The organism is Halomonas sp. C10-5, from assembly GCF_057169305.1.
This window is the reverse complement of the sequence record NZ_CP175665.1, coordinates 3,134,789-3,159,481: the sequence shown is the minus strand read 5'-3', so window position 1 is coordinate 3,159,481 and position 24,693 is coordinate 3,134,789. Positions and strand designations below refer to the sequence as shown.

Below are 24,693 nucleotides of genomic sequence, written 5' to 3'. Positions count from 1 at the left end.
CTTGTGCGGCGCCGCAATGTTTGCATGGCGGCAATTGGTGGTAGGCGAGAGCCCGGGGCGGGAGGCGGGCGGCAACCCGGCATGCAGCGGCGGGTTACCGCCCCGGGGCTCAGGCCATCTGGACGGGGATGGCGTGGCTGGTGTGGCTGACGTGGTTGCCTTCCTGGAGGTAGACCAGGGCGGGCTGGTGGCTCTCGAGCTCTGCGTCGCTGTAGTGGGCATAGCTGCAGATGATCACCCGCTGACCCTCGCTGGCCAGGTGGGCGGCAGCGCCGTTCACCGAGATCACCTTCGAGCCCTCCTCGGCACGGATGGCATAGGTGGTGAAGCGCTGGCCATTCTCGACGTTGTAGATCTGGATCTGCTCGTTCTCGCGGATGCCGGCCATGTCGAGCAGCTCACCATCGATGGCGCAGGAGCCCTCGTAGTTGAGCACGGCGTGGGTGACGCGGGCCATGTGCAGCTTGGCCTTGAGCATGATGGTGTACATGGAAACAGGGTCCTCCAGGGGCTGCCTCAGCGCGGCAGGGTCAGGGTCAGGTTATCGATCAGCCGGGTGGTGCCCAGCCGGGCGGCGGCGAGCAGTACTGCCTCGCGGGTGGCGGTGGTGAGCGGCCCGAGGTCGGCGGCGCGCAGCTCCAGGTAGTCGGGCTCGAAGCCGGCCTCCTCCAGGCGTGTCCGGCCCTGCTCCAGGAACGCGGACGGGGTGCCTCCGGACTCCAGGCCCTCGCGCAGTTCGCACAGGGTGGCGTAGAGGCGCGGGGCGATGGCTCGCTGCTCGGGGCTCAGGTAGCCGTTGCGCGAGGAGAGTGCCAGGCCGTCCTCGGCGCGCACGATGGGCACGCCGATGATCTCGATGGGGAAGTGCAGGTCGGCGACCAGGCGTCGGATCACCGCCAACTGCTGGTAGTCCTTTTCGCCGAAGCAGGCGAGGTCGGGCTGCACCAGGTTGAAGAGCATGCCGACTACCGTGGAGACGCCGTCGAAGTGGCCGGGGCGTGAGGCGCCGCACAGCCCTTTGGTGACCTCGGGGACCACGATGCGGGTCTGGGCTTCCAGGCCGCGGGGATAGACGGTGGTGGTGTCCGGGGCGAAGAGCAGGTCGCAACCGGCCGCTTCGAGTCGCGCCTGATCCTCTTCGAGGGTGCGCGGGTAGGCGTCGAGGTCCTCGCCTGCGCCGAACTGCAGCGGGTTGACGAAGATGGTGGCGATCACCACCTCGGCCCGCTCGCGGGCGGCGGCGACCAGTGCCAGGTGGCCATCGTGGAGGTTGCCCATGGTGGGGACCAGGGCGATGCGCTCGCCGCGACGACGGGCGTCGCCCAGCGTCTCGCGCAGGGCGGGTATCTCTCTCAGGGTGCGCATGGCAAAGTTCCGGCTGGAAGCGGTATTCAATACCGTATTTAACACTCGAATCTAGAAACAGTGCTCCTCGGCGGGGAAGCGCCGGGCCTTGACGTCCTCGTGATAGCGACGGAAGGCGCCGTGGATGTCCTCGGCCTCGGCCATGAAGTTCTTGACGAAGCGGGGCTTGCGACCAGGAGTGACGTCAAGCATGTCGTGCATGACGAGTATCTGGCCGTCGGTGTCGGGGCCGGCACCGATACCGATCACCGGTACATCGAGGGCCTCGGTGATGGCGCGCCCCAGGCTCGCCGGCACGCACTCGAGCAGGATGACCGAGGCGCCGGCCTCGACCAGGGTGCGGGCGTCCTCGAGGATCTGGCTGGCGCGATCGGCATCGCGCCCCTGCACCTTGTAGCCGCCCAGCTGGTAGACGGTCTGTGGCGTCAGGCCCAGGTGGGCGCACACCGGCACGCCGCGGCGGGTCAGCTCACGGATCCCGTCGGCCATCCACGCCTCGCCCTCCACCTTGACCAGCTCGGCCCCGGCTCGCATCAACTCACCGGCATTCTCCAGCAGGCGCTCGGTGCTGGCATTGCCCATGAAGGGCAGGTCGACCATCAGCAGGCTAGCGCCCTTGCCACGGGCCACGCAGCGGGTGTGGTAGCAGATCTCCTCCAGGGTGACCGGCAGGGTGCTGGCGTGGCCCTGCAGGACCATGCCCAGGGAGTCGCCCACCAGCAGCACCTCGATGCCGGCATCGCTGGCGGCCCTGGCGAAGGAGGCGTCGTAGGCGGTCAGGGAGCTGAAGGTGTCACCGGCGCGCTTGTAGGCCTGCAGCGTGCTCAGGGTGATGGGTTTCATGGCGTGCTCTCTCGTTTGTGACGTCGGGTCGCGGCGCGGGGGCCGGCCCGTGTAACCCGCGATTGTTACCTGAAAGGCCGCGTTGTGTCGATGGGTAACACTTATCGTCCATTGACCCCGCTGGGTAACACTCGCAGTGTCGCTGCGTCGGGATGCGCCGCCTCCAGGTCGGCCAGCCGCCGGCCATCGGGCAGCCGCATCCGCGGCTCCACCGTCAGCAGCGGCACCAGCACGAAGGCGCGCCGGGTCATCTCCGGGTGCGGTACCGTCAGGCGCGGCAGGCAGAGGGTGCTGTCACCGAACAGTAGCAGATCCAGGTCGAGGGTGCGGGGCCCCCAGCGGCGGCTGCGGACCCGCCGGTGGCGTTGCTCCAGGGCCTGTAGCTGGTCGAGCAATGCCAGCGGCGAGAGGCGGGTCTCCACGCAGGCCACGGCATTGATGAAGTCGGGCTGATCCTGGGGGCCGACGGGGCGGCTGGCATACAGCCTTGATGCGGCGGTGCGACGCGTCAGGGGCAGCCGGTCGAGTGCCTCGAGGGCCCGGGCGACCTGCGCCTCGGGATCCTCGAGGTTGCTGCCCAGGCCGATCCAGGCGCGCTGCACGCTCATGCCTCGGGGCTGCCGCCATCGTTGTCGCGGCGCGGCTTGCGCCGGCGGCGCCGCTTCTTGCGGCCGGGTTTGCCGCTACCGGCGGGGTTGGCGCCGGCCTTGTCGAGCAGGCGGGCCTGTTCGTGTTCATCGGCCTTCTGGAAGGCGGTCCACCAGTCGCCGAGTCCGGGCTCGAGTTCGCCGGCCGCCTCGCGCAGCAGCAACAGGTCATAGGCGGCGCGGAAACGCGGATGCTCGCGGGTCTGGAACACCCGGCGACCGCGGCGCAGCGGCAGGCGTTGCTGGAGGTCCCAGATGTCGCGCATGGGCAGGCTGAAGCGCTTGGGGATCGACACGTGCTGGAGCTGGCGCGAGACCACCTGCTGGGACGCGGCCTGCAGCGCCGGGATCGGCGGCAGGCCCCTGGCCTCCTGTTCGGCCTGGCGCTGCACCACCGGCCCCCACAGCATGGCCGCAAACAGGAAGGCCGGGGTTACCGGGCGCTCCTCGAGGATGCGTCGATCGGTGCTGGCCAGGGCCTCCTCGACCAGGCGCTCGGCCCAGGGCAGCTCGTCCATGGCCTCGGCGGCCTCGGGGAAGAGCATCTCGAACAGGCCGTAGTGTCGCAGCAGTCGGAACGTCTCGACGCCGTGACCGGCCATGAACAGCTTGAGCACCTCGTCGAAGAGACGCGCCGGGGGAATCTGCAGCATCAGGGGGGCGAGCTCGCGGATCGGCGCCTCGCTGTCCGGGGCCAGCTGGAAGTCGAGCTTGGCCGCAAAGCGCACGGCACGCAGCATGCGCACCGGATCCTCGCGATAGCGGGTCGCCGGGTCGCCAATCAGCCGCAGGGTGCGCACCTCGATGTCGCGAACGCCGTTGGCGAAGTCGTGGATCGAGAAGTCGGCGATGCTGTAATAGAGGGCGTTGATGGTGAAGTCGCGGCGCAGCGCATCTTCCTGGATGTTGCCCCAGACGTTGTCGCGCAGCAGCAGGCCGTCGTCGGACTGCTGGGCGATATGGTCGGCGTGGTCGTCGCCGGGCTTGCCGCGGAAGGTGGTGACCTCGATCACCTCGCGGCCGAAGCGCACGTGGACGATGCGAAAGCGGCGACCGATGATCCGCGAATTGCGGAACAGCCCCTTGACCTCCTCCGGCGTCGCGTCGGTGGCGACATCGAAGTCCTTGGGCATGCGTCCCAGCAGGGAGTCGCGGATGCAGCCACCGACCAGATAGGCCTCGAAGCCGGCGTTATGCAGCCGATAGAGGACCTTGAGGGCGGCATCGCTGAAGTGCTGGCGCGATACCGGGTGCTCCTCGCGGGGAATGACGCGCACCTCGGGCACGCCGGCGGCGGCCTCGGTACCGAACAGCGACTTCAGGCTCTCGCCGGGGCTCTGCAGAAAACGGGTAAATCCTTTGAACATGCGGCGATATCGACTCGCAAGGCGGAGAAAGCTCGTGGAAAGCGTATAAAAGCATTGAGTGTAGCGGACCCCCGTAAGCTTGCATAGCGCAGGGCGCCTGCCGAGCGGCCACACGTAGAAGGGGGAGGCCGATGGCCTCCCCCTCAAGCAACGGTGCAGCATCCCTGCTGCTGGTTCTTCTTCGTGATGGCACATCGCCTTGAATACGCACCACAGTCACCAAGGAGTACAGGCAAGCAGTGTTGTTATCCTTGTTGGCGCTCCCGGGGGTAACCGCCTCGTATTCAAAACAATAATCCAACCACGACGGCAGAAAACCTGCCTTCCCCCGGCGTCTTGGTATTGTTTCCGGGGGTGCACCTCGCTTGCCCATTGTTCTTGTTGTGGGCGTGGCTGGCGCGTCGCGTCCTGAGTCTTCCGGTGCCTCGGGTTGCTGTTGTTGTTGGGGCCGAGGGGCCGGGCACGTCATTCAGTTGTTCTTGTTGGTCTCGTGCCTGTAGCGGCACTCGCCCACGCTGTTGGCATTGTTGTGGTGGGCGTCTGCCATCCGGGCTGCGCTGTTGTTGTTGTGGCGGGCAGCGGATGACGCCGGAACTTGTTTTTCTTGCCCTTTTATATAGCAGACGGCATGCCAGGCTTTGGTTTTTCCTATTTATTCAGCTGGTTACGGAAGGTGGTAAAAAGGATGCCGTCGGATGCGGGGGTGAGTGTTACCCGGATGGCACCGTGTTGGGGCCCTGTCTGTGTGGGACGGTAACAAATGGTGCGTGGCTGGCCCGGAAGCTGCCCCCGGGCGTCGACAGGAGGCCAGGAGAGAGCTCTTGCACCTTGGTCGAAGGTGCCTCGCTTCGATCACGCCCTGGCCGGGCGAAGGGTGGTCGTGGCCTGGTCAGCGGGGGTGGTCAGGAATCAGTCGGCCCTGCGGCGGGGGCTCTTCTTGCGGGGAATGCCGAGTCGCTGGCGCCGTTCCCAGAGCGACTTGCGGCTGATGCCGAGCTTCTGGGCCAGCTCGGTCTCGCTCATCTGGTCCTGATGCTCCAGAACGAAGTGCTGGAAGTAGTCCTCCAGGGAGAGGTCGTCCTCGGGTGCGCTCTCCTCCTTGTCGTCCGCGGGTGCCTCCGGGGGTGGGGTAGGGCGTCGAGCCATCGCCGGGGCCCCGCCGGCCGCGGAGAGGCCCAGGTCATCGGGGTGGATCAGATGGCCCTCGGCGAGGATCACGCCGCGCTCCAGGGCGTTCTCCAGCTCACGTACATTGCCGGGCCAGGGGTAGTGGCGAATCTCCTCGCGTGCGGCCCGGGAGAGGCGCAGCCCCTCGCGCTCATGGCGCCGGCAGGCCTTCTCCAGCAGGGCGTCGGCGATCAGCAGCACATCGTCCTCGCGCTCGCGCAGGGGCGGCAGGTCGATCTGCATCACGTTGAGGCGATAGTAGAGGTCGAGGCGAAATTCGCCGGTCTTCGACAGCGATTGGAGGTCACGGTGGGTGGCGGCGATCAGGCGCACATCGACGTGGCGGGTCTCCACCGAGCCGATCTTGCGGATCTCGCCCTCCTGCAGCACGCGCAGCAGCCGCGCCTGGGCGTCCAGGGGCAGTTCGCCGATCTCGTCGAGGAACAGGGTGCCGCCGTCGGCGGCCTCCACCAGGCCGGTACGGGCCGCACTGGCCCCGGTAAAGGCGCCCTTCTCGTGGCCAAACAGCTCCGACTCGATCAGCGTCTCGGGAATCGCCGCGCAGTTGACGCAGATCAGCGGCGCCTGGGCGCGCTTGCTCTGCTGGTGCAGGGCGCGGGCCACCAGCTCCTTGCCGGTGCCGGACTCCCCCTGGATCAGCACGGTAACATCGGCCGGGGCGGTCTTGCGGATCCGCGAATAGACTCGCTGCATCGCCTCGCAGTGGCCGATCATCGGCCGCGCCTGGCCATCGGGTTCGGCGACGTCGGGGGGCTCGGCGCGCAGGCTGCCCTGCTGGTGGAGCACCCGGGCCACGGTCTCGAGCAGTTCATCGTGGTCGAAGGGCTTAGCCACATAGTCCACGGCACCCAGCTTGAGCGCGTCCACGGCCGAGCGCATGCTGGCATAGCTGGTCATGATCAGCACCGGCACCGGAGCAGCGCGGGCGATCAGCTCGGTACCAGGCTCGCCCGGCAGGCGCAGGTCGCTGATCACCAGGTCGAAGCGCTGCGGATCCAGGCCCATGGCATCGGCGACCGAGCCTGCCTCGTCGACCCGGTAGTCGTGGCGCTCGAGCAGGCGGCGCAGCGCGCGGCGGATGATGGCTTCGTCTTCTACGATCAGGATCCGGCTCATCGGGGTGTTTCACCCTCCTTCTGGTGGCGCGGCAGCCACAGGCTGATGCGGGTGCCACGCTCGCGTCCCGGTGGTGGAGATTCGACCTCCAGGTTGCCGTGGTGCTCGGCGACGATGCTGTAGACCAGCGGCAGGCCGAGGCCGGTGCCTTCGCCGGGGGGCTTGGTGGTGGTGAAGGGCTCGAAGAGGTGGTCGCGCACGCTGGGGTCGATACCGGCCCCCTCGTCGGTGACGCTGATCCTCAGCCCCGCGCCCTCCGGGACCGCCTCGATGGTCACGCCATCCCCCGGGCCACTGGCGTCGCGGGCGTTGCCCAGCAGGTTGACTATCACCTGCAGCAGGCGCTGGGCATCGCCCTCGATGCGCTCCGCCGCCGGGCAGCGATTGTCGAAGCGCACATCCTCCCTCGAGCGGGCGAGGTGGATCAAGTGGATGGCCTCGTCGACCACCTCGGCGATGGCAACCGGGGCGAGCTCGCGGCCGGCCAGGTGGCGCCCGCCATGGGCAAAGCCCACCAGCGAGGAGACGATGCGTGAGACGCGGTCGGTGAGCTGCTGGATCTGCTCGGTGGTTTCCAGCACCTCGGGGTCGTCGGTCTCGTAGCGCAGGTTCTGGGCCAGCGAGGAGATGCCGGTGATGGGATTGCCGATCTCGTGGGCCACGCCGGCGGCCAGCTGGCCGATGGAGGCCAGGCGGGCGGCGTGGACCAGTTCGTCCTCCAGCCACTTCATCTCGCTGTGGTCCTCGACCAGGATCACCATGCCGCCGGGTTCGCTGTCGTTGCCCTCCAGGGCGGCCTTGTGCAGGCTCAGGTATCGTGTGGTGCCGTCCAGGCTGACCGGCTGCTTGTAGAGGTGGCTGCCGGGCTCCGCGATGATGCGTCCCAGCAGTTCGCCCCAGGGGGCAGGCAGGCTCTCGCGCCGTGCGCCGACCACACCGCCGCCCTCGATGCCCGAGAGCCGGGCCAGGGCGTCGTTCCACATCAGCAGCTCGCCATCCTCGCCGAAGGCGCACAGCCCCACCGGTAGCCGGGTCAGAGTGCGGCGGTGATAGCGGCGCAGGCCGTCGAGCTCCCGGGCGAGACCGGTGAGCCGCGAGCGGTAGGCCTCCAGGCGGCTCTCCACGAAGTGGATGTCCTCGGTGGCGCTGGGACCATCCTGACGGTAGGGCAGGTAGCGGTCGACGATGTCCTGGGCCACCGAGGGACCCATCAGCCCTGAGAGGTTGGCCTGCAGGCGGTCGCGCAGCCGGCGCAGTGCATAGGGGCGGCCGTCCAGGGGTGACAGGCCCAGGTCATCCAGGGCGCGATCCACCTCGCGGGCCGCCACCGACTCGCCCAGGGCGCGTGCCAGGTGCGACTTGAACTCCTCGCCGTTGGCGGCCTCCAGCGGCAGCCGTTTGGGGCGGATCACTGCGTCCACCGAGCAGGCCTCGGCGGCGGCGCGCTCCCCCTCGGAGGTCGGGGTGGCCAGGGAGACCACGATGAACACCAGGGCGTTGCTCGCCAGCGAGACCAGGGTCACCGCATACCAGGCGGGCTCGCCGGCCAGCGCCTCGAGTCCCGGAGGAATGATCACCAGGGCGGGCAGTCCGGTCAGCAGCGGCAGCCACAGCCCGGCGAGCCACACCAGGATGCCGCTGGCCAGCCCGGCCAGCATGCCCCGCCGGTTGGCACCCGGCCAGTAGAGCAGGGCCAGCAGGCCGGGCAGGCATTGCGCCATGCCCACGAAGGCGGCAAGCCCCAGGCTGGTCAGGTCGTGGTGCACGCCGACGATGCGATAGAACAGCCAGCCACCGAGCACCACGGCGGCGACCAGTCCGCGGCGCAGCCAGCGCAACCAGCGGTAGAGGTCTTGGTGGGCCTCGGGAGGGTGCGCCACCAGGAAGACATGGTTGACCAGCATGCCCGACAGCGCCAGGGCGATCAGCAGCGTGGTGGCACTGGTGGCGGCCAGGCCAGCAAGGAAGGCCAGGGCCTGGAGTGCCACCGACTCGGAGAGGCCGAACGCCAGGTAGGCGGTACCCAAGGGATCATCGGCGCCCAGGCGCTGGCCCGCCCACAGGATCAGTGGCACCGGCAGCGCCATCAGCAGCAGGAACAGGGGCAGTGCCCAACTGGCCTGCAGCAGGGTGTGACGCGATCGGGTCTCGGTGAATACCAGGTGGAAGATGTGCGGCATCAACAGGCCGGCGAAGAACAGCAGCAGCAGCGAGCGCCAGTGCGCCGGGTCGGTCTGGACCACGCTGGCCTGGAAGGCCTGGCCAGGACCCTCGAGCCAGGCCTGGACGTCGGCGGGACCCTCGAACACGGCGAACAGTGCGAAGGCACCCAGGCCCAGCATGGCGGACAGCTTGATCAGCGAGGAGAGTGCCATCACCGCCAGCAGGCTGTCGTGCTGGCCGTCGATGCGCCGTCGCCCCACGAAGGTCATGTCGAACAGCGCCAGCAGCACGCAGAAGACCAGCGCCAGCGTTGCCGGCGAGGCGGCGCCGGTCATCAGGTAGATGGCGTTGCCCATGGTCTGCACCTGCAGCGCCAGCAGCGGCAGTACCGCCAGCAGGCTGACCAGGGTGATCAGGGTGCCGACCCAGCGCGAGCGATAACGGAAGGCGAAGAGGTCGGCCAGGGAAGCCAGCTGATGGGTGCGTACCATGCGCTGGATCGGCACCAGCAGCACCGGCGCCAGCAGGAAGGCACCGGCCACGCCCAGGTAGTAGGTCAGGTAGCCGTAGCCGGAGGTGGCGGCCAGCTCCAGGCTGCCATAGATCGCCCAGGCGCTGGCGTAGACTCCCAGCGCCAGGGCGTAGACCAGCGGGTGGCGGGTGATGCGCGTAGGGATCCAGCCGCGATCCACGGCCAGGGCGCAGAGCCACAGCAGCAGCAGGAAGCCGGCCCCCACGCCGAGCATGGTCGCCAGGCTAGCGTTCATCGAGCTTCCTCTTCTGCTCAAGCCACACGGTCAGGGCGATCAGCACGCCCCAGATGACGAAGGGACGGTACCAGGCGACGCCGGGAGTGGCCCAGCCACTCATGATCAGCGGCGAGAGCAGGTAGCCACCAAGCACCAGGAACAGCATCAGCCGATAGACGTACATGGAGCCTCCTTCTCTTTCAGCGCGCCGTTACCCCGGCGTGTCAGTGAGCGGGCGCTCGGCCAGCGGGCGGATGCGTGCCACCGACCAGGCCTCCAGGGCCCAGGCAAGCTGCTCGGCCACCGGGGCGGTGGCCAGGGCGTCTGGTGGGGCCTGGTCCAGCGCTGCCAGGGCGGCGTGGAGCAGCGGGCGCACCGCGGCATCGCCGGTGGGCAGGGCCGGTGCCAGGTTCTGCTTGGAGAGCTTCTGGCCGCCTTCGCCGGTGATCAGCGGCAGGTGCAGGTAGCGCGGCTCGGGATAGCCCAGGGCGTGCTGCAGCTGGCGCTGCCAGGGGGTATTGTCGAGCAGGTCGAAGCCGCGCACCACGTCGCTGATGCCCTGGTCGGCGTCGTCCACCACCACGGCGAGCTGATAGGCCCACAGGCCATCCTTGCGCTTGAGCACCACGTCGCCGAGCTCGGCCGGGTCGAAGCACTGCTCGCCGAACAGGCGGTCCTGCCATACCACCGGGCTCAGCCCCAGGTCGCTGCGCAGCCGCCAGGCCACCGGCTTGTCGGGTTCGCGCACGCCTTCTCGGCACCAGCCGGGATAGATGGAGAAGTCGCGCCACTGCTTGCGTGAACAGCCGCAGGGGTAGGCGAGGCCCAGTGCGGTCAGCCGCTCGAGGGCGGCCTGGTAGGCGTCGCCGCGATTGTGCTGCCAGAGCACCGGGCCGTCCCAGTGCAGGCCGAAGGCCTCCAGCTGGCGCAGGATCGCGTCGGCGGCGCCGGACGGGCAGCGCGGCGGATCGATATCCTCGATGCGCAGTAGCCACTCGCCCCCGGCGCGGCGGGCATCCAGGTAGCTGGCCAGGGCCGCCACCAGCGAGCCGAAGTGCAGCGGCCCGGAGGGGGTGGGGGCGAAGCGTCCGCGGTAGTGGCTCATGGGCGGCTCCGGGCAGCGGATACGCGGACGGGCACCCAGGGGTGCCCGTCACGGAGGGTCGGCCAGGCCATCGGCATGCCTGGATCAGCCGCCTAGCTGCTTTTCCTTGAGCTCGGCCAGCGTCTTGCAGTCCACGCACAGAGTGGCCGTGGGACGGGCCTCCAGCCGGCGAATGCCGATCTCGACGCCACAGGCCTCGCAGAAGCCGTAGTCGTCCTCGTCGATCTTCTCGAGGGTCTCGTTGATCTTCTTGAGCAGCTTGCGCTCGCGATCCCGGGTGCGCAGCTCCAGGCTGAAGCCCTCCTCCTGAGTGGCGCGGTCGGCCGGGTCGGCGTAGTTGTTCGCCTCCTCCTGCAGGTGGCGCACGGTACGGTCGACCTCCTCCATGAGCTCCTGCTTCCAGCCCAGCAGGATCTGCCGGAAATGCTCCAGCTGCGCCTCGTTCATGTACTCTTCACCCGCCGCCGGTTCGTAGGGGGTGAACTTCTTGGGCGCTTCCGTTTTCTTGTCGGCTACTGGCATGGGACTGCCTCGTTACTTGAGTGACTGCTGATCAATACCCGCTGCGATGCAAGGTATCTCACGCCAAAGGCATGCTTGTTTAGCCGAAAAGGCGCGGGGTTGCAACCTCGGGCACGCCATTGGCTGCGATCCTGCCACCAAAGTCGCTACACTAGGGCCTTCGATGACACCATCTTTTGACCACGCCGCGGGGCCCTGGCTCCCCGGCGTACTGGCCTACCGACAGGAGTCCTGCCATGGCGTGGAGCCCGCGCATCGACCAGGTTGCCCCCTTCCGGGTGATGAGCCTGCTGGAAACCGCCCAGGCCCGCGAGGCGGCCGGCCATGACGTGATCCACCTGGAGGTGGGCGAGCCGGACTTCGCGACCCCGGAGCCGGTGGTCGCCGCTGGACAGGCGGCGCTGGCGGCGGGGCACACCCGCTACACGCCGGCGGCCGGGCTGCCCGCCCTGCGCGAGGCGATCGCTGGCCACTATGCCGAGCACTTCGGTGCCGCCGTCGACCCGCGCCGTATCCTGGTCACCCCCGGTGCCTCCGGGGCGCTGCTGCTCGCCAGCCAGCTGCTGGCCGGCCCCGGCGACCGGGTGCTGATGGCGGACCCCAACTACCCCTGCAACCGCCACTTCATGGCCCTGGCCGGGGCCGAGGTGGATGCCGTGCCGGTGGGGCCGGCAAGCGGTTGGCAGCTGGACGCCGAGCTGGTCGCAGCGCACTGGCACGACGCCACCCGCCTGGCGATGCTCGCCACGCCCTCCAACCCCACCGGCCATATGCTGGATGCGGGGCAGCTGGCGGCGGTGGCCGAGACGGTGGCAGCGCGGGGTGGCCACCTGCTGGTGGACGAGATCTACCAGGGGCTCTGCTATGACCTCGAGCCACTCTCGGTGGCGTCGATCACGCCGGACGCCTTCGTGGTCAACAGCTTCTCCAAGTACTTCGGCATGACCGGCTGGCGACTGGGCTGGCTGCTGGCGCCGGAAGAGGCGGTGGAGCCGCTGACGCGGCTGGCCCAGAATGTCTTCCTGGCCGCCCCGACCCCGGCTCAGCACGCCGCCCTGGCGGCCTTCACCACGCAGACTCGGGGCATTCTCGAGGAGCGTCGGGCCGAGCTGGGCCGGCGCCGCGATGCCCTGCTGGCCGGGCTGGCGCGGCTCGGCCTGGCGCCCTCGCTGCCGCCCCAGGGGGCCTTCTACCTGTGGCTCGACATCTCCCGCTACAGCGACGACAGCCAGGCCTTCTGCCGGCGCCTGCTGGAGGAGGAGAACGTGGCCATTACTCCGGGGATCGACTTCGCCCTGCAGGGCGGTGAGCACCATGTGCGCATCGCCTTCACCACCGGGGTCGAACGCCTAGAGGAGGCGGTGAGTCGCCTCGAGCGCTTCCTGGCGCGCCAGTAAGGAGCCACATGGACTATCCCGAACTGCTGCCCGGCACCCTGCTGCGTCGCTACAAGCGCTTCCTGGCCGATGTGCGCCTCGACGATGGCCGCGAGGTGGTGGCCCATTGCCCCAATACCGGCTCCATGCGAGGGGTGAACGTGCCGGGCTGCCGGGTGTGGCTGTCGCCCAGCGATAACCCGAAGCGCAAGCTGGCCTGGACCTGGGAGCTGATCGAGCTGCCCCAGCCCGACGGCCGCCTGGCCATGGCCTCGGTACAGACGGGGCGCGCCAACCGCATCGTCGAGGAGGCGCTGCGCGCCGACAGGGTGCCATCGTTGACCGGCTATGCCGAGCTGCGACGCGAAGCGCCGGTGGCCTGTGCGGGGGAGAAGGCCTCGCGGCTCGATTTTCGCCTCGACGACCCCGAGCGCGGCACGGCCTTCGTGGAGGTCAAGCAGGTGACCCTCAGGGAGCCCGACGGGCACGGCTACTTCCCCGACGCGGTGAGCGAACGCGGCAGGAAGCATCTGGAGGTGCTGATGGACCTGGCCGAGGCGGGGCAGCGTGCGGTACTGCTGTTCTGCGTGGCCCACGAGGGGATCGATGCCGTGGCGCCGGCCGAGCATCTGGATCCCGCCTATGCCCGGGCGCTGCGCGAGGCAGCAACACGCGGTGTGGAGGTGCTGGCGCAGCGCTGCGAGATCCGGCGCGAGGGCAAGCGGCCGGTGGCGATCCACCTGGGCGAGGTGCTGCCGGTGGATCTGGAGCGGCGCTTCACCGCGTAAGGCGTGCTAGCGGTCGATATAGAAGCGCTGGATGAAACGCACGCGGGCCGGCTCGGCGTTGCGGTCGTGGTAAACCTCCAGGTCGAAGCGCATCGGCTCGTCATCGTCGATGCGGAATACCGCCACCTGGGAGGGAGTGTCGCCGATGCGCAGGGTGCGGAAGCTCAGCGGCCGGCCGTCGTCATCCTCGGCCACGCTGCCGACCCGGCCATCGACCCGGGCGGGCACGCTGCGGGTGGTGCCGTCCTCGCGCTCCTCGAGCACGCTTATGTTGAGCAGTGCCATCGCCGGGCTGCGCTGGATCTGGTGTTCGCGGGCCACCGCCTCGGGCAGGAAGCTGGTGGTCACCGCGCTGTAGTGGATCTGGACGTCGCCTACCTGCTCGTACTGCTGGGCGGTGGCCTGTCCCGCCAGCAGCGTCAGTGCGCCCGCCAGCAGGGCGCTCAGGATGCCTCGCTTCATCGTCTTCCCTCTCTTGCCGTCAATCTCCGGTCGATTCCGGGTCAGCCGCGGGTGACCCGGAAGATCGCGATCTCGCCGAACAGGTTGGGCCACCACCGCGAGGTCCAGTGCCCCTCGTGATCGCCGATGCCCACCGCCCGGTCGACGATGATCAGACCCTTGTCGCGGCAGAGTTGTTCAAAGTCGTTGAAGGTCGACAGGTGGATGTTGGGGGTGTCGTACCAGGCGTGGGGCAGCGACTTGGAGACCGGCATGTAGCCGCGGATGCCCAGGTGGACCCGATGCCGCCAGTAGGCGAAGTTGGGGAAGGTGATGATCGCCTCGCCGGCAACCCGCAGCATCTCGTCCAGGGCACGGTCGGGGCGGCGCAGGGCCTGGAGGGCCTGGGTCATCACCACCAGGTCGCAGGCGCCATCGTCGAAATTGGCCAGCCCGTCATCGAGGTTCTGCTCGATGACGTTGACGCCCCGGGCGATGCAGGCGGTGATGCCGTCGGGGTCGATCTCCAGGCCGTAGCCGGTGACCCCCTTGTCGCGGGCCAGGGCGTCGAGCAGGGTGCCGTCGCCGCAGGCCAGGTCGAGGATATGGGCGCCGGCCGGTACCCACTCGTGGATCCGCTTGAAGTCCGGGCGGTTCATGGGCGTTCCTCCAGGCCCAGGTCCCGAGCCACCCGTGACATGAAGGCGGCAAACACCGCCTGGTAGCGTGGCTCGGGCATCAGGAAGGCGTCGTGGCCGTGGCTCGAGTCGATGTTGGCATAGCTGACCGGTTTGCCGGCGCGGATCAGGGCGTCGACCAGCTCCCGGGATCGCGAGGGCGGGAAGCGCCAGTCGGTGGTGAAGCTGACCACCAGGAAGGGACACTGGGCCGGGGCCAGGGCGCGGGCCAGGTCGCCGCCATGAATGGAGGCCGGGTCGAAGTAGTCCAGCGCCTTGGTCATCAGCAGGTAGGTGTTGGCGTCGAAGGAGGTTGAGAAGGTGTCGCCCTGGTAGCGCAGATAGGACTCCACCTGGAACTCCACGTCGAAGCCGAAGTTCAGGTCGTCGCTGCGCAGGTCGCGGCCGAACTTGTGGCCCATGGCGTCTTCGGAGAGGTAGGTGATATGTCCCACCATGCGTGCCAGCTTGAGCCCGCGCCGGGGGATGGCGTCGTGCTCGGCGTACCAGCCGTCATGGAACTCGGAGTCGGAGCGGATCGCCTGGCGCGCCACCTCGTTGAAGGCGATGTTCTGGGCCGAGAGCTTGGGGGTGGCAGCGATCACCGCGGCGCTGGCGACCCGCTCCGGGTAGCTCAGGGTCCACTGCAGGGCCTGCATGCCACCAAGGCTGCCGCCGATCACCGCGGCGAAGCGCTCTATCCCCAGGCGGTCGGCCAGGCGGGCCTGGCTGTGCACCCAGTCGCCCACGGTCATCATCGGGAACTCGGGGCCCCACAGACGCCCGGTCCCCGGGTTGGTGCTGGCCGGGCCGGTGCTGCCATGGCAGCCGCCCAGGTTGTTGAGCGAGACCACGAAGAAGCGCTCGGTGTCGATGGACTTGCCCGGCCCGATATGGGCGTCCCACCAGCCCGGCTTGCGCTCCTCGGCGGTATGGTAGCCGGCCGCGTGGTGGTGGCCCGAGAGGGCATGGCAGATCAGCACGGCGTTGGAGCGCTCGGCGTTGAGGGTGCCGTAGGTCTCGTAGACGAGGTCGTAGGCCGGCAGCGTCATGCCGCAGGCCAGGTCCAGGGGGTCGTCGAAGTGCGCCGTCTGGGGCGTCACCAGGCCGACCGAGTCGCGTGCGATCTCGGGCATCAGTCCTTCCGTGTCCAGTCGTTGCGGAGGTGGTTCGCCGCGGTCCTCAGAGCCCCACCAAGGCCCCGGCCACCCCGGCGGCACGGGTCAGCGAGGTCACCACGATACCATCGATCAGGCTGATGGCGATGAAGATGAAGATCGGTGACAGGTCGATCATGCCCAGGGGCGGGATCACCTTGCGTACCGGTGCCATGATCGGTTCCAGCAGCTGCATGACCAGCAGCGCCCCGGGATGGCTGGCGTTGGGCGCCACCCAGCTGAGGATGATCATCACGATCAGGGCGAAGAAGTAGATCTTGAGGATGGCGTTGGCCAGCGCCGCCACGGCAGCGATGGCGACCCCCGCGATGGAGGGGATGCCGAAGCCGGCGATCTGCAGGATGATCACGATGCTGACCGCCTTGATCACCAGGCCGGTGGCCAGGGTGGCCAGGTCGAAGCGCCCCATCACCGGCCCCAGGAAGCTCTGGAAGGGGCGCACCGCCGGCTGGGTAACCTTGACCACCGATTGGCTGATGGGGTTGAAGTAGTCGGCCCGGGATGCCTGCAGCAGGAAGCGCAGCATCAGCAGGAAGATATAGATATTGATCAGGGTGTTGACCAGCATCAGGCCGGCGCTGCCCAGTTGGCTGCCCATAAGGGCCCTCCTCAGGATTCGCTTGAAGTTGCGCAGCGCATGGCTGCACCTTTGCTCAGTTCTTGCCGAGTTCGTCGGCCATCTCGCGGGCACGCGCCGCACAGGCGTCCATGGCCTCGGCCAGGGTGGTGCGCAGTCCGGCCTGCTCGAGGTGCTCGATGGCGCGCTCGGTGGTGCCGCCGGGCGACATCACGTTGCGCTTGAGCTCGGCCGGCGACTTGTCGCTGGCCATGGCCATCTTCGCCGCCCCGAGGGCGGTCTGCATGGCCAGGCGGCGCGCGGTGCCAGCGGGCAGGCCGAGCCTGGCACCGGCCTCCTCCATGGCCTCGAACATCAGGAAGAAGTAGGCGGGCGCGCTGCCGGAGACGGCGGTGACGGCCTCCAGCAGGCCCTCGTCGTCGACCCACTCCACCAGCCCCACGGCCTCCATCAGCTCGGTGGCCAGGCGCCGTTGTGCCTCGTCGACGTTGGCATTGGCGTAGAGCCCGGCGGCGCCGGCGCCGACCAGCGAGGGGGTGTTGGGCATGCAGCGCACCAGCGGCAGGTCGCCGCCCAGCCAGCGCTCCAGAGTCTCGGCAGGCAGGCCGGCGGCCACCGAGACGATCAGCGGGCGGCGGGCCTGGACGGCGTCGCGCATGCCCTCGCACACCTCGCGCATGATCTGCGGTTTGACCGCCAGCACGACCACATCGGCCTCGGCCACCGCCGCGGCGTTGTCGGTGCTGGTGTGGATGCCGAGGCGCTCGCGCAGCGGGGCCAGCATGCTGTCATCGGGGGAGGTGGCGGTGATGGCATCGGCGCTGAAGCCGCTGTCGATCATGCCACCGATGATGGCGCCGGCCATGTTGCCGGCGCCGATGAAGGTGACTCGGTTTGCCATGGGAATGTCCTGTGTCACTCGCTTGAGGCGACCGCCGCTGGCGGCCGCGGCGTTGGGTCACTCGTGTCGCTGTCTTGCCCCGAAGATGGCGGTACCCAGGCGTACCAGGGTGGCACCCTCGAGCACGGCGGCCTCCAGATCGTCGCTCATGCCCATGGAGAGGGTGTCCAGCGGCGCCTCGGGGAAGCGCTCGCGGAGCCTATCGAGGGCCTGGCGCAGCCGGGCAAGGGGGGCGCGCTGGGCATCCAGCCCCTCGGCCGGGGCGGGTATCGCCATCAATCCGCGCAGCCGCAGCCGCGGCATGGCCAGCACCGCCTCGGCCAGGGCCGGGAGCTCGTCGAGGCTCACCCCGGACTTCGAGGCCTCGGCGCTGATATTGACCTGCAGGCAGACCTGAAGGGGCGGCAGCGCCTCGGGGCGTTGATCGTTGAGGCGCCGGGCGATCTTCACGCGGTCTACGCTATGTACCCAGGCGAAGCGCTCGGCCACCTCGCGGGTCTTGTTGGATTGCAGCGGGCCGATGAAATGCCACACGATGCCCGCGAGGTCGGCCAACTCGTCCTGCTTGTCCAGCGCTTCCTGGACATAGTTCTCGCCGAAATCGCGCTGGCCGAGGTGCCAGGCCTCACGGATCATGGCGGCGGGCTTGGTCTTGCTCACTGCCAGCAGGCGCGCATCGGCCAGCGGGCGGCCAGCTTGCTGCAGGGCATCGGCCAGGCGCTGCCGGGCGGCGGCAAGGGATTCGGAGATCACCGGCTCCGTCATGTCTCAAGCTCTGTCATACTGGACCTCACAAGACGCACCACATCGGGAGCAGGGAAAACGCATGGATATTACCGAACTGCTGGCGTTCTCGGCAAAGCAGAACGCCTCCGACCTCCATCTATCGGCTGGCCTGCCGCCGATGATTCGCGTGGATGGCGATATCCGCCGGCTCAACGTGCCGGCCATGGAGGATCGCGAGGTCCGCAAGCTGATCTACGACATCATGGCGGATCGGCAGCGCCGCGACTACGAGGAGTTCTTCGAGACCGACTTCTCCTTCGAGGTGCCGGGCATCTCGCGCTTTCGTGTCAACGTCTTCAACCAGGCCCGCGGTGCGGGGGCGGTGTTCCGTACCATCCCCACCGAGGTGTTGACCCTCGAGGACCTGGGGATGGGTCAGACATTCCGCCAGCTCTCCATGCTGCCGCGTGGCCTCGTCCTAGTCACCGGCCCCACCGGCTCGGGCAAGAGCACCACCCTGGCGGCGATGATCGATTACATCAACGACAACCGCTACGAGCATATCCTGACCATCGAGGACCCGGTGGAGTTCGTCCACCGCAGCAAGCGCTGCCTGGTCAACCAGCGCGAGGTGCACCGCGACACCCATGGCTTCGCCCCGGCTCTGCGCAGTGCCCTGCGTGAGGATCCGGACATCATCCTGGTCGGTGAGCTGCGTGACCTGGAAACCATCCGCCTGGCGCTCACCGCGGCCGAGACCGGCCACCTGGTGTTCGGCACCCTGCATACCACCTCCGCCGCCAAGACCATCGACCGGATCATCGACGTCTTTCCCGGCGACGAAAAGTCCATGGTGCGCTCGATGCTCTCGGAGTCGCTGCAGGCGGTGATCTCCCAGACGCTGCTCAAGCGCATGGGTGGGGGCCGGGTGGCGGCCCACGAGATCCTGGTCGCCACCGCGGCGGTGCGTAACCTGATTCGCGAGGACAAGGTGGCGCAGATCTACTCGGCCATCCAGACCGGCGGCAACCTGGGCATGCAGACCCTCGATGCCGCCCTGGCCAAGCTGGTGACGGACAACGTGGTGGCTCGTGACGAGGCCCAGGCCAAGGCCAAGGGCCTGATCTGAGCGAGTCAGGAGCGAGACAGAACGACACTACAGGCAGAGGGAGCAGGGACATGACGGCTCAAGAGTGGCTCAACCAGCTGCTGGACATCATGGTGCAGAAGGATGCCTCGGATCTGTTGATCTCGGTGGGGGCGCCGCCGACCATCAAGATGGCCGGCAAGCTCACCCCCATGGGCGAGCAGGGGCTCAGCGTTCAGCAGGTCAACGAACTGGTCAACGCCACCATCCCGGAGGTGACGATGGCCCGCTTCGAGGCCGAGCACGAGGCCAACTTCGCGCTCAGCCTCAAGGGCAAGGGGCGCTTCCGTGTCAGCGCCTTCCAGCAGCGTAACCAGAAGGCCATGGTGATCCGGCGCATCGGCTTCGAGATTCCCCATCTGGAGGAGCTGTCGCTGCCCTCCACGCTCGGTGACCTGGCCAATAACAAGCGCGGTCTGGTGTTCGTGGTGGGCGGCACCGGCACCGGCAAGTCGACCACCCTGGCGTCGATGATCCAGCAGCGCAACGAGACCCTGGGCGGGCATATCATCAGCGTCGAGGATCCCATCGAATATGTGCATCCGCACAAGAAGGCGATCATCAACCAGCGCGAGGTGGGCATCGACACCGAATCCTTCGAGGTGGCGCTCAAGAACACCCTGCGCCAGGCGCCGGACGTGATCCTGATCGGCGAGGTGCGGACTCGCGAGACCATGGAGCACGCCCTGACCTTCGCCGAGACCGGCCACCTCTGCCTGGCCACGCTGCACGCCAACAACGCCAACCAGGCGCTGGATCGCATCATCAACTTCTTCCCCATCGAACGGCACGCCCAGGTGTGGCTCGACCTGTCGCTCAACCTGCGTGCCATCGTCGCCCAGCAGCTGCTGCCCACGCTGGATGGCGGGCGCTGTCCGGCCATCGAGATCATGCTCAAGTCGCCGCTGATCGGTGACCTAGTGCGCAAGGGGGAGGTCTCCGAGATCAAGAACGTCATGTCGCGCTCGCGGGATCTCGGCATGCAGACCTTCGACCAGGCCCTCTATGACCTGTTCAAGGCGGGCAAGATCTCCGAGGAGGTGGCGCTGGTGCACGCCGACTCGGCCAACGACCTGCGCATGATGATCAAGTATGGCGGTGGGGAAGCTAGCGAGGGGATCGGTCAGGCCAAGGAAGCCGCCAGTCAGCTTTCACTGAAGCGTGACGACGACTTCTGAACCGCTGCCGAGGGGCGGCGATCAGGCGGCGTAGACCCCTCCCAGTACCCGGGGGCCGGCGGCACCGGTGACGCTGGGCAGGTTGCCCGGGAGTCCGGCCAGTCGTCGCCAGGCCAGCCAGGCGAAGGCGCCGGCCTCCAGCCAGTCGGCCGGCCAGCCCCACTCGGCGCTGTCGCCGAGGGTTGCCTCGGGCAGGCGGCGGGCCAGTCGCCCCAGCAGGTCGCGGTTGTGGGCGCCGCCGCCACAGGGAATCAGCCGCGCCGCCGGCGGGGCATCGAACCGCTCCCGGGCCATCTCCACCGCCAGCGCGACGCTCGCCGCAGTCAGCTCGGCGAGGGTCGCCTGCACATCCTCGGGGCGCTCCTCTCCGCCCAGTCGCTTCTCCAGCCAATCGAGATGGAAGAGCTCGCGACCGGTGCTGCGCGGTGGCGGCAGATGGAAGAAGGGCTCCTCCAGCAGGCGTGCCAGCAACGTCTCGTCGACCCGTCCCGAGGCGGCCCAGGCGCCGTCCGCGTCGAAGGCGCCGCCGCGGTGGCGGGCGTGCCAGGCGTCCAGCAGGGCGTTGGCCGGCCCCGAGTCGAATCCCAGGGGGGCGCGTTCGTCTTCACCGGGGGGCAGCAGCGTCAGGTTGGCGAAGCCACCCAGATTGAGCACCAGCCGCCACTCGTGGCGATCGCGGAACAGCGCCTCATGGAAGGCCGGTGCCAACGGAGCCGCCTGGCCACCCGCCGCCAGGTCGCGACGCCGGAAGTCGGCCACCACGGCGATCCCGGTGAGTTCGGCCAGCCGGCTGGGGTTGTCGAGCTGCAGGGTGTAGGCGGGGCCATTGGCATGGCTCCCATCGGGATGTCCATAAGGGGCGTGCTCGACGGTCTGGCCATGGCTACCGATGGCCACTACCGCCTCGCGCGCTGTTCCGCTGGCGGCCAACAGGGCGATCACGGCCTCTGCCTGGAGCCGACAGAATGCTTCCTCGGCCGCCGCCAGTTCGGCGAATCCGACGCGCTCGGCGTGGCAGAGCTCCCAGAGCCGCGACCGCAGCGCTGCCGGCATCGGCTCGGCGTGGCTGGCGAGTAGGCGGGGGTGGCCCCCGGCTGGCCTGTCATCGATCTCCACCAGGGCGGCATCGATGCCGTCCAGGCTGGTGCCGGACATCAGGCCGATATATAGGGGCATGGCGGTCTCCCGGGGCAGTGTGGCGTCAGCGCAGAGCGTCGACTCATGCTACCATCCTGCCCCATTCGATGGCCTCATCGGGGCCGGGCAACCTGATACGTGGAGTAGGAGACGATGAGCGATGTGGCGAGCGCGCTGGCGCTGCTGAAGCGGGGAACCCAGGAGATCCTGCTGGAGGAGGAGCTGGTCAAGAAGCTGGAGTCCGGGCGCAAGCTGCGCATCAAGGCGGGCTTCGATCCGACCGCCCCGGACCTGCACCTGGGACACAGCGTGCTGCTGACCAAGATGCGCCAGTTCCAGGACCTGGGGCACGAGATCATCTTCCTGATCGGCGACTTCACCGGTCGCATCGGCGACCCCACCGGCAAGAACGTCACCCGCAAGCCCCTTACCGAGGAGGAGGTCAAGGCCAACGCCCAGACCTACAAGGAGCAGGTGTTCAAGATCCTCGACGCCGACAAGACCGAGGTGCGCTTCAACTCCGAGTGGTTCACCGCCATGAGTGCCGCCGACATGATCGAGCTGGCCGGGCAGAGCACGGTGGCTCGCATGCTCGAGCGGGACGACTTCGAGAAGCGCTACAAGGGGGGGCAGTCGATCTCCATCCACGAGTTCCTCTATCCGCTGGTCCAGGGCTACGACTCGGTGGCCCTGAAGGCGGATATCGAGCTGGGCGGCACCGATCAGAAGTTCAACCTGCTGATGGGGCGCGAGATCCAGAAGCACTTCGGCATGGAGCCCCAGGTGGTGGTCACCATGCCGCTGCTGGAAGGGCTCGACGGCGTGCAGAAGATGTCCAAGTCGCTGGGCAACTACGTGGGTGTCGACGAGGCGCCGGGCGCGATGTTCAACAAGCTGGTCTCGATGCCCGATAGCCTGATGTGGCGCTACTTCGAGCTGCTCTCCCTCAAGCCCAACGAGGAGATCGAGGCGCTCAAGCGCGACGTGGAGGCGGGCGCCAACCCGCGCGACATCAAGATGGTCCTGGCGCGTGAGCTGATCGCTCGCTACCACGGCGAGGAAGCCGCGGCCAACGCCCACCGCTCCGCCGGTAACCAGCTGGCCGAGGGTGAGCTTCCCGAGGACCTCCCCGAGATCGAGGTGGACTTCGAGGGCGGTGCCCAGGCACCGATCGCTGCCGTGCTCAACCGCTCCGGGCTGACAAGGAACAGTGCCCAGGCCAAGGACATGCTCGGCAATGGCCGGGTCAAGGTCGATGGCGAGGCGGTGGCGCGTGATCACATGCTGGAGACCGGCCGCAGCTATGTGATCCAGGCGGGCAAGAAGCGGTATGCCCGGGTCGTGCTCAAGTAGGGAGTGTCATGCTCCCGAAACTTTTTATCCGAAGGTATTGCACGCCGCCGGGGAAAGCCGTAAAGTACGCATCCGCTGCCGGCGACGGGCACACGTTGCAGGCGGTGGAAGTGGCAGAAGTGATTGTTCTGCTTGGAGTTTTTCGAATCCCTTCGAAATATTCCGATTGACAATCACGGCACGTTCGGTAGAATGTGCGCCACTGGATTCGCAGCCATCTCGGAAGGATGAGATGGGCAGTCAGCGGGATATGGACGGGATGCAGCGCATCGCCAACCACCGCTTGACACGCTGACGCGAATCGGTAGAATACGCCTTCCTCGCAGGGCGCTGGCGACACGGAGTCCGCTCCGGCCGGCAGCAAGCGAGACGCTTCACCCAATAGGGTTTGAAGCCGCTCTTTAACAATCGATCAGGTAATTCATGTGGGCGCTTGTCGATGGCTCGGTGATCATGTCATTGAACCATCAAGGCAAGCGACTCGTCATAGATCTTCGGATCTATTTGAGAACGTTTGAACCTTGAGCCAAGTTTGGTGCTACTTCAAGCACTTATGATCTTAAACTGAAGAGTTTGATCATGGCTCAGATTGAACGCTGGCGGCAGGCCTAACACATGCAAGTCGAGCGGAAACGATGGAAGCTTGCTTCCAGGCGTCGAGCGGCGGACGGGTGAGTAATGCATAGGAATCTGCCCGGTAGTGGGGGATAACCTGGGGAAACCCAGGCTAATACCGCATACGTCCTACGGGAGAAAGCAGGGGATCTTCGGACCTTGCGCTATCGGATGAGCCTATGTCGGATTAGCTAGTTGGTGAGGTAATGGCTCACCAAGGCCGCGATCCGTAGCTGGTCTGAGAGGATGATCAGCCACATCGGGACTGAGACACGGCCCGAACTCCTACGGGAGGCAGCAGTGGGGAATATTGGACAATGGGCGAAAGCCTGATCCAGCCATGCCGCGTGTGTGAAGAAGGCTTTCGGGTTGTAAAGCACTTTCAGTGGGGAAGAAATCCTCGGGGCCAATACCCTCGAGGGAGGACATCACCCACAGAAGAAGCACCGGCTAACTCCGTGCCAGCAGCCGCGGTAATACGGAGGGTGCGAGCGTTAATCGGAATTACTGGGCGTAAAGCGCGCGTAGGCGGCGTGATAAGCCGGTTGTGAAAGCCCCGGGCTCAACCTGGGAACGGCATCCGGAACTGTCAGGCTAGAGTGCAGGAGAGGAAGGTAGAATTCCCGGTGTAGCGGTGAAATGCGTAGAGATCGGGAGGAATACCAGTGGCGAAGGCGGCCTTCTGGACTGACACTGACGCTGAGGTGCGAAAGCGTGGGTAGCAAACAGGATTAGATACCCTGGTAGTCCACGCCGTAAACGATGTCGACTAGCCGTTGGGGTCCTTGTGACCTTTGTGGCGCAGTTAACGCGATAAGTCGACCGCCTGGGGAGTACGGCCGCAAGGTTAAAACTCAAATGAATTGACGGGGGCCCGCACAAGCGGTGGAGCATGTGGTTTAATTCGATGCAACGCGAAGAACCTTACCTACTCTTGACATCGTGCGAACTTTCCAGAGATGGATTGGTGCCTTCGGGAACGCACAGACAGGTGCTGCATGGCCGTCGTCAGCTCGTGTTGTGAAATGTTGGGTTAAGTCCCGTAACGAGCGCAACCCTTGTCCCTATTTGCCAGCACGTAATGGTGGGAACTCTAGGGAGACTGCCGGTGACAAACCGGAGGAAGGTGGGGACGACGTCAGGTCATCATGGCCCTTACGAGTAGGGCTACACACGTGCTACAATGGCCGGTACAAAGGGTTGCGAAGCCGCGAGGTGGAGCTAATCCCGAAAAGCCGGTCTCAGTCCGGATCGGAGTCTGCAACTCGACTCCGTGAAGTCGGAATCGCTAGTAATCGTGAATCAGAATGTCACGGTGAATACGTTCCCGGGCCTTGTACACACCGCCCGTCACACCATGGGAGTGGACTGCACCAGAAGTGGTTAGCCTAACTTCGGAGGGCGATCACCACGGTGTGGTTCATGACTGGGGTGAAGTCGTAACAAGGTAGCCGTAGGGGAACCTGCGGCTGGATCACCTCCTTACCGATATGTCTCCGACTGTCGGCAAGTGCTCACAATGAATTACCTGATC

At 67.2% G+C, this 24,693-nt stretch carries 22 protein-coding genes and 1 rRNA gene; 6 read left to right on the top strand and 17 right to left on the bottom strand.

What is annotated here, in order from left to right:
• Positions 1-109: 109 nt before the first annotated feature.
• The 10 genes from panD to dksA all read right to left on the bottom strand — a co-directional run bounded on the left by panD (position 110) and on the right by dksA (position 11,065).
• The gene (panD, locus tag ACJ7IV_RS14800; protein WP_161430141.1) at positions 110-490 is read right to left on the bottom strand and encodes an aspartate 1-decarboxylase; all 381 of its coding nucleotides are present in this window, start codon (positions 488-490) and stop codon (positions 110-112) included.
• A gap of 26 nt (positions 491-516) precedes the next feature.
• On the bottom strand, positions 517-1,365 hold the full coding sequence (panC, locus tag ACJ7IV_RS14795) for a pantoate--beta-alanine ligase (protein WP_483865023.1): 849 nt from the start codon (positions 1,363-1,365) through the stop codon (positions 517-519).
• A 51-nt stretch (positions 1,366-1,416) separates the two neighbouring features.
• Complete coding sequence (gene panB, locus ACJ7IV_RS14790) at positions 1,417-2,208, bottom strand: 3-methyl-2-oxobutanoate hydroxymethyltransferase (protein WP_161430143.1); 792 nt, start codon at positions 2,206-2,208, stop codon at positions 1,417-1,419.
• A 101-nt stretch (positions 2,209-2,309) separates the two neighbouring features.
• Entirely contained in the window at positions 2,310-2,816 is a 507-nt protein-coding gene (folK, locus tag ACJ7IV_RS14785; protein ID WP_483865022.1) for a 2-amino-4-hydroxy-6-hydroxymethyldihydropteridine diphosphokinase, read from the bottom strand.
• Positions 2,813-4,222 carry a polynucleotide adenylyltransferase PcnB gene (gene pcnB, locus ACJ7IV_RS14780; RefSeq protein ID WP_483865021.1) on the bottom strand — a complete coding sequence of 470 codons (1,410 nt, stop codon included), beginning with the start codon at positions 4,220-4,222 and terminating at the stop codon, positions 2,813-2,815. The genes folK and pcnB overlap by 4 nt, the downstream gene beginning before the upstream one ends.
• Before the next feature lie 909 nt (positions 4,223-5,131).
• Positions 5,132-6,526, bottom strand: coding sequence for a sigma-54-dependent transcriptional regulator (locus ACJ7IV_RS14775; RefSeq protein WP_483865020.1), 1,395 nt, complete (start codon positions 6,524-6,526; stop codon positions 5,132-5,134).
• Positions 6,523-9,456, bottom strand: coding sequence for an ATP-binding protein (locus tag ACJ7IV_RS14770; protein WP_483865019.1), 2,934 nt, complete (start codon positions 9,454-9,456; stop codon positions 6,523-6,525). The genes ACJ7IV_RS14775 and ACJ7IV_RS14770 overlap by 4 nt, the downstream gene beginning before the upstream one ends.
• The gene (locus ACJ7IV_RS14765; RefSeq protein ID WP_170293762.1) at positions 9,446-9,622 is read right to left on the bottom strand and encodes a hypothetical protein; all 177 of its coding nucleotides are present in this window, start codon (positions 9,620-9,622) and stop codon (positions 9,446-9,448) included. The genes ACJ7IV_RS14770 and ACJ7IV_RS14765 overlap by 11 nt, the downstream gene beginning before the upstream one ends.
• A 27-nt stretch (positions 9,623-9,649) precedes the next feature.
• Positions 9,650-10,543 carry a tRNA glutamyl-Q(34) synthetase GluQRS gene (gluQRS, locus tag ACJ7IV_RS14760; protein ID WP_483865018.1) on the bottom strand — a complete coding sequence of 298 codons (894 nt, stop codon included), beginning with the start codon at positions 10,541-10,543 and terminating at the stop codon, positions 9,650-9,652.
• An 84-nt stretch (positions 10,544-10,627) separates the two neighbouring features.
• Complete coding sequence (dksA, locus tag ACJ7IV_RS14755; RefSeq protein WP_161430149.1) at positions 10,628-11,065, bottom strand: RNA polymerase-binding protein DksA; 438 nt, start codon at positions 11,063-11,065, stop codon at positions 10,628-10,630.
• A 236-nt stretch (positions 11,066-11,301) separates the two neighbouring features.
• Between dksA and ACJ7IV_RS14750 the strand changes: the two genes are divergently transcribed.
• Together ACJ7IV_RS14750 and sfsA are read left to right on the top strand one after the other, a co-directional pair.
• Positions 11,302-12,462, top strand: a complete 1,161-nt coding sequence (locus ACJ7IV_RS14750; RefSeq protein ID WP_483865017.1) for a pyridoxal phosphate-dependent aminotransferase — start codon at positions 11,302-11,304, stop codon at positions 12,460-12,462.
• Positions 12,463-12,470: 8 nt separating this feature from the next.
• Positions 12,471-13,229 carry a DNA/RNA nuclease SfsA gene (sfsA, locus tag ACJ7IV_RS14745; protein ID WP_483865016.1) on the top strand — a complete coding sequence of 253 codons (759 nt, stop codon included), beginning with the start codon at positions 12,471-12,473 and terminating at the stop codon, positions 13,227-13,229.
• 6 nt (positions 13,230-13,235) lie between these two features.
• Here sfsA and ACJ7IV_RS14740 read toward each other — a convergent pair whose 3' ends face one another.
• From ACJ7IV_RS14740 to ACJ7IV_RS14715, 6 genes are read right to left on the bottom strand one after another with little or no spacing between them, the layout of a single operon-like run.
• Positions 13,236-13,691 (bottom strand): DUF4426 domain-containing protein, encoded by a 456-nt coding sequence (locus tag ACJ7IV_RS14740; RefSeq protein WP_483865015.1) that lies wholly within the window; start codon positions 13,689-13,691, stop codon positions 13,236-13,238.
• 41 nt (positions 13,692-13,732) lie between these two features.
• A complete protein-coding gene (gene metW / locus ACJ7IV_RS14735) occupies positions 13,733-14,329 on the bottom strand; it encodes a methionine biosynthesis protein MetW (RefSeq protein ID WP_161430153.1) in 597 nt (198 codons plus the stop codon).
• Complete coding sequence (gene metX / locus ACJ7IV_RS14730; RefSeq protein ID WP_483865014.1) at positions 14,326-15,483, bottom strand: homoserine O-succinyltransferase MetX; 1,158 nt, start codon at positions 15,481-15,483, stop codon at positions 14,326-14,328. Before metX ends, metW begins: the two co-directional genes overlap by 4 nt.
• 46 nt (positions 15,484-15,529) lie before the next feature.
• The gene (locus ACJ7IV_RS14725; RefSeq protein WP_483865013.1) at positions 15,530-16,123 is read right to left on the bottom strand and encodes a YggT family protein; all 594 of its coding nucleotides are present in this window, start codon (positions 16,121-16,123) and stop codon (positions 15,530-15,532) included.
• 55 nt (positions 16,124-16,178) lie between these two features.
• Entirely contained in the window at positions 16,179-17,003 is an 825-nt protein-coding gene (gene proC, locus ACJ7IV_RS14720; protein ID WP_483865012.1) for a pyrroline-5-carboxylate reductase, read from the bottom strand.
• A 57-nt stretch (positions 17,004-17,060) separates the two neighbouring features.
• Complete coding sequence (locus ACJ7IV_RS14715) at positions 17,061-17,768, bottom strand: YggS family pyridoxal phosphate-dependent enzyme (RefSeq protein WP_483865011.1); 708 nt, start codon at positions 17,766-17,768, stop codon at positions 17,061-17,063.
• A gap of 61 nt (positions 17,769-17,829) precedes the next feature.
• On the opposite strand from ACJ7IV_RS14715, the gene ACJ7IV_RS14710 reads away from it, so the two are divergent.
• On the top strand, positions 17,830-18,858 hold the full coding sequence (locus tag ACJ7IV_RS14710; RefSeq protein ID WP_282042355.1) for a type IV pilus twitching motility protein PilT: 1,029 nt from the start codon (positions 17,830-17,832) through the stop codon (positions 18,856-18,858).
• Between the two features lie 50 nt (positions 18,859-18,908).
• Complete coding sequence (locus ACJ7IV_RS14705) at positions 18,909-20,054, top strand: PilT/PilU family type 4a pilus ATPase (protein ID WP_483865010.1); 1,146 nt, start codon at positions 18,909-18,911, stop codon at positions 20,052-20,054.
• Positions 20,055-20,075: 21 nt separating this feature from the next.
• Here the strand turns inward: ACJ7IV_RS14705 and ACJ7IV_RS14700 are convergent, their stop codons facing one another.
• On the bottom strand, positions 20,076-21,230 hold the full coding sequence (locus tag ACJ7IV_RS14700) for an anhydro-N-acetylmuramic acid kinase (protein WP_483865009.1): 1,155 nt from the start codon (positions 21,228-21,230) through the stop codon (positions 20,076-20,078).
• 114 nt (positions 21,231-21,344) lie between these two features.
• On the opposite strand from ACJ7IV_RS14700, the gene tyrS reads away from it, so the two are divergent.
• A complete protein-coding gene (gene tyrS / locus ACJ7IV_RS14695) occupies positions 21,345-22,544 on the top strand; it encodes a tyrosine--tRNA ligase (RefSeq protein WP_483865008.1) in 1,200 nt (399 codons plus the stop codon).
• A 561-nt stretch (positions 22,545-23,105) separates the two neighbouring features.
• Positions 23,106-24,644 (top strand): 16S ribosomal RNA (locus tag ACJ7IV_RS14690).
• Positions 24,645-24,693: the final 49 nt, after the last annotated feature.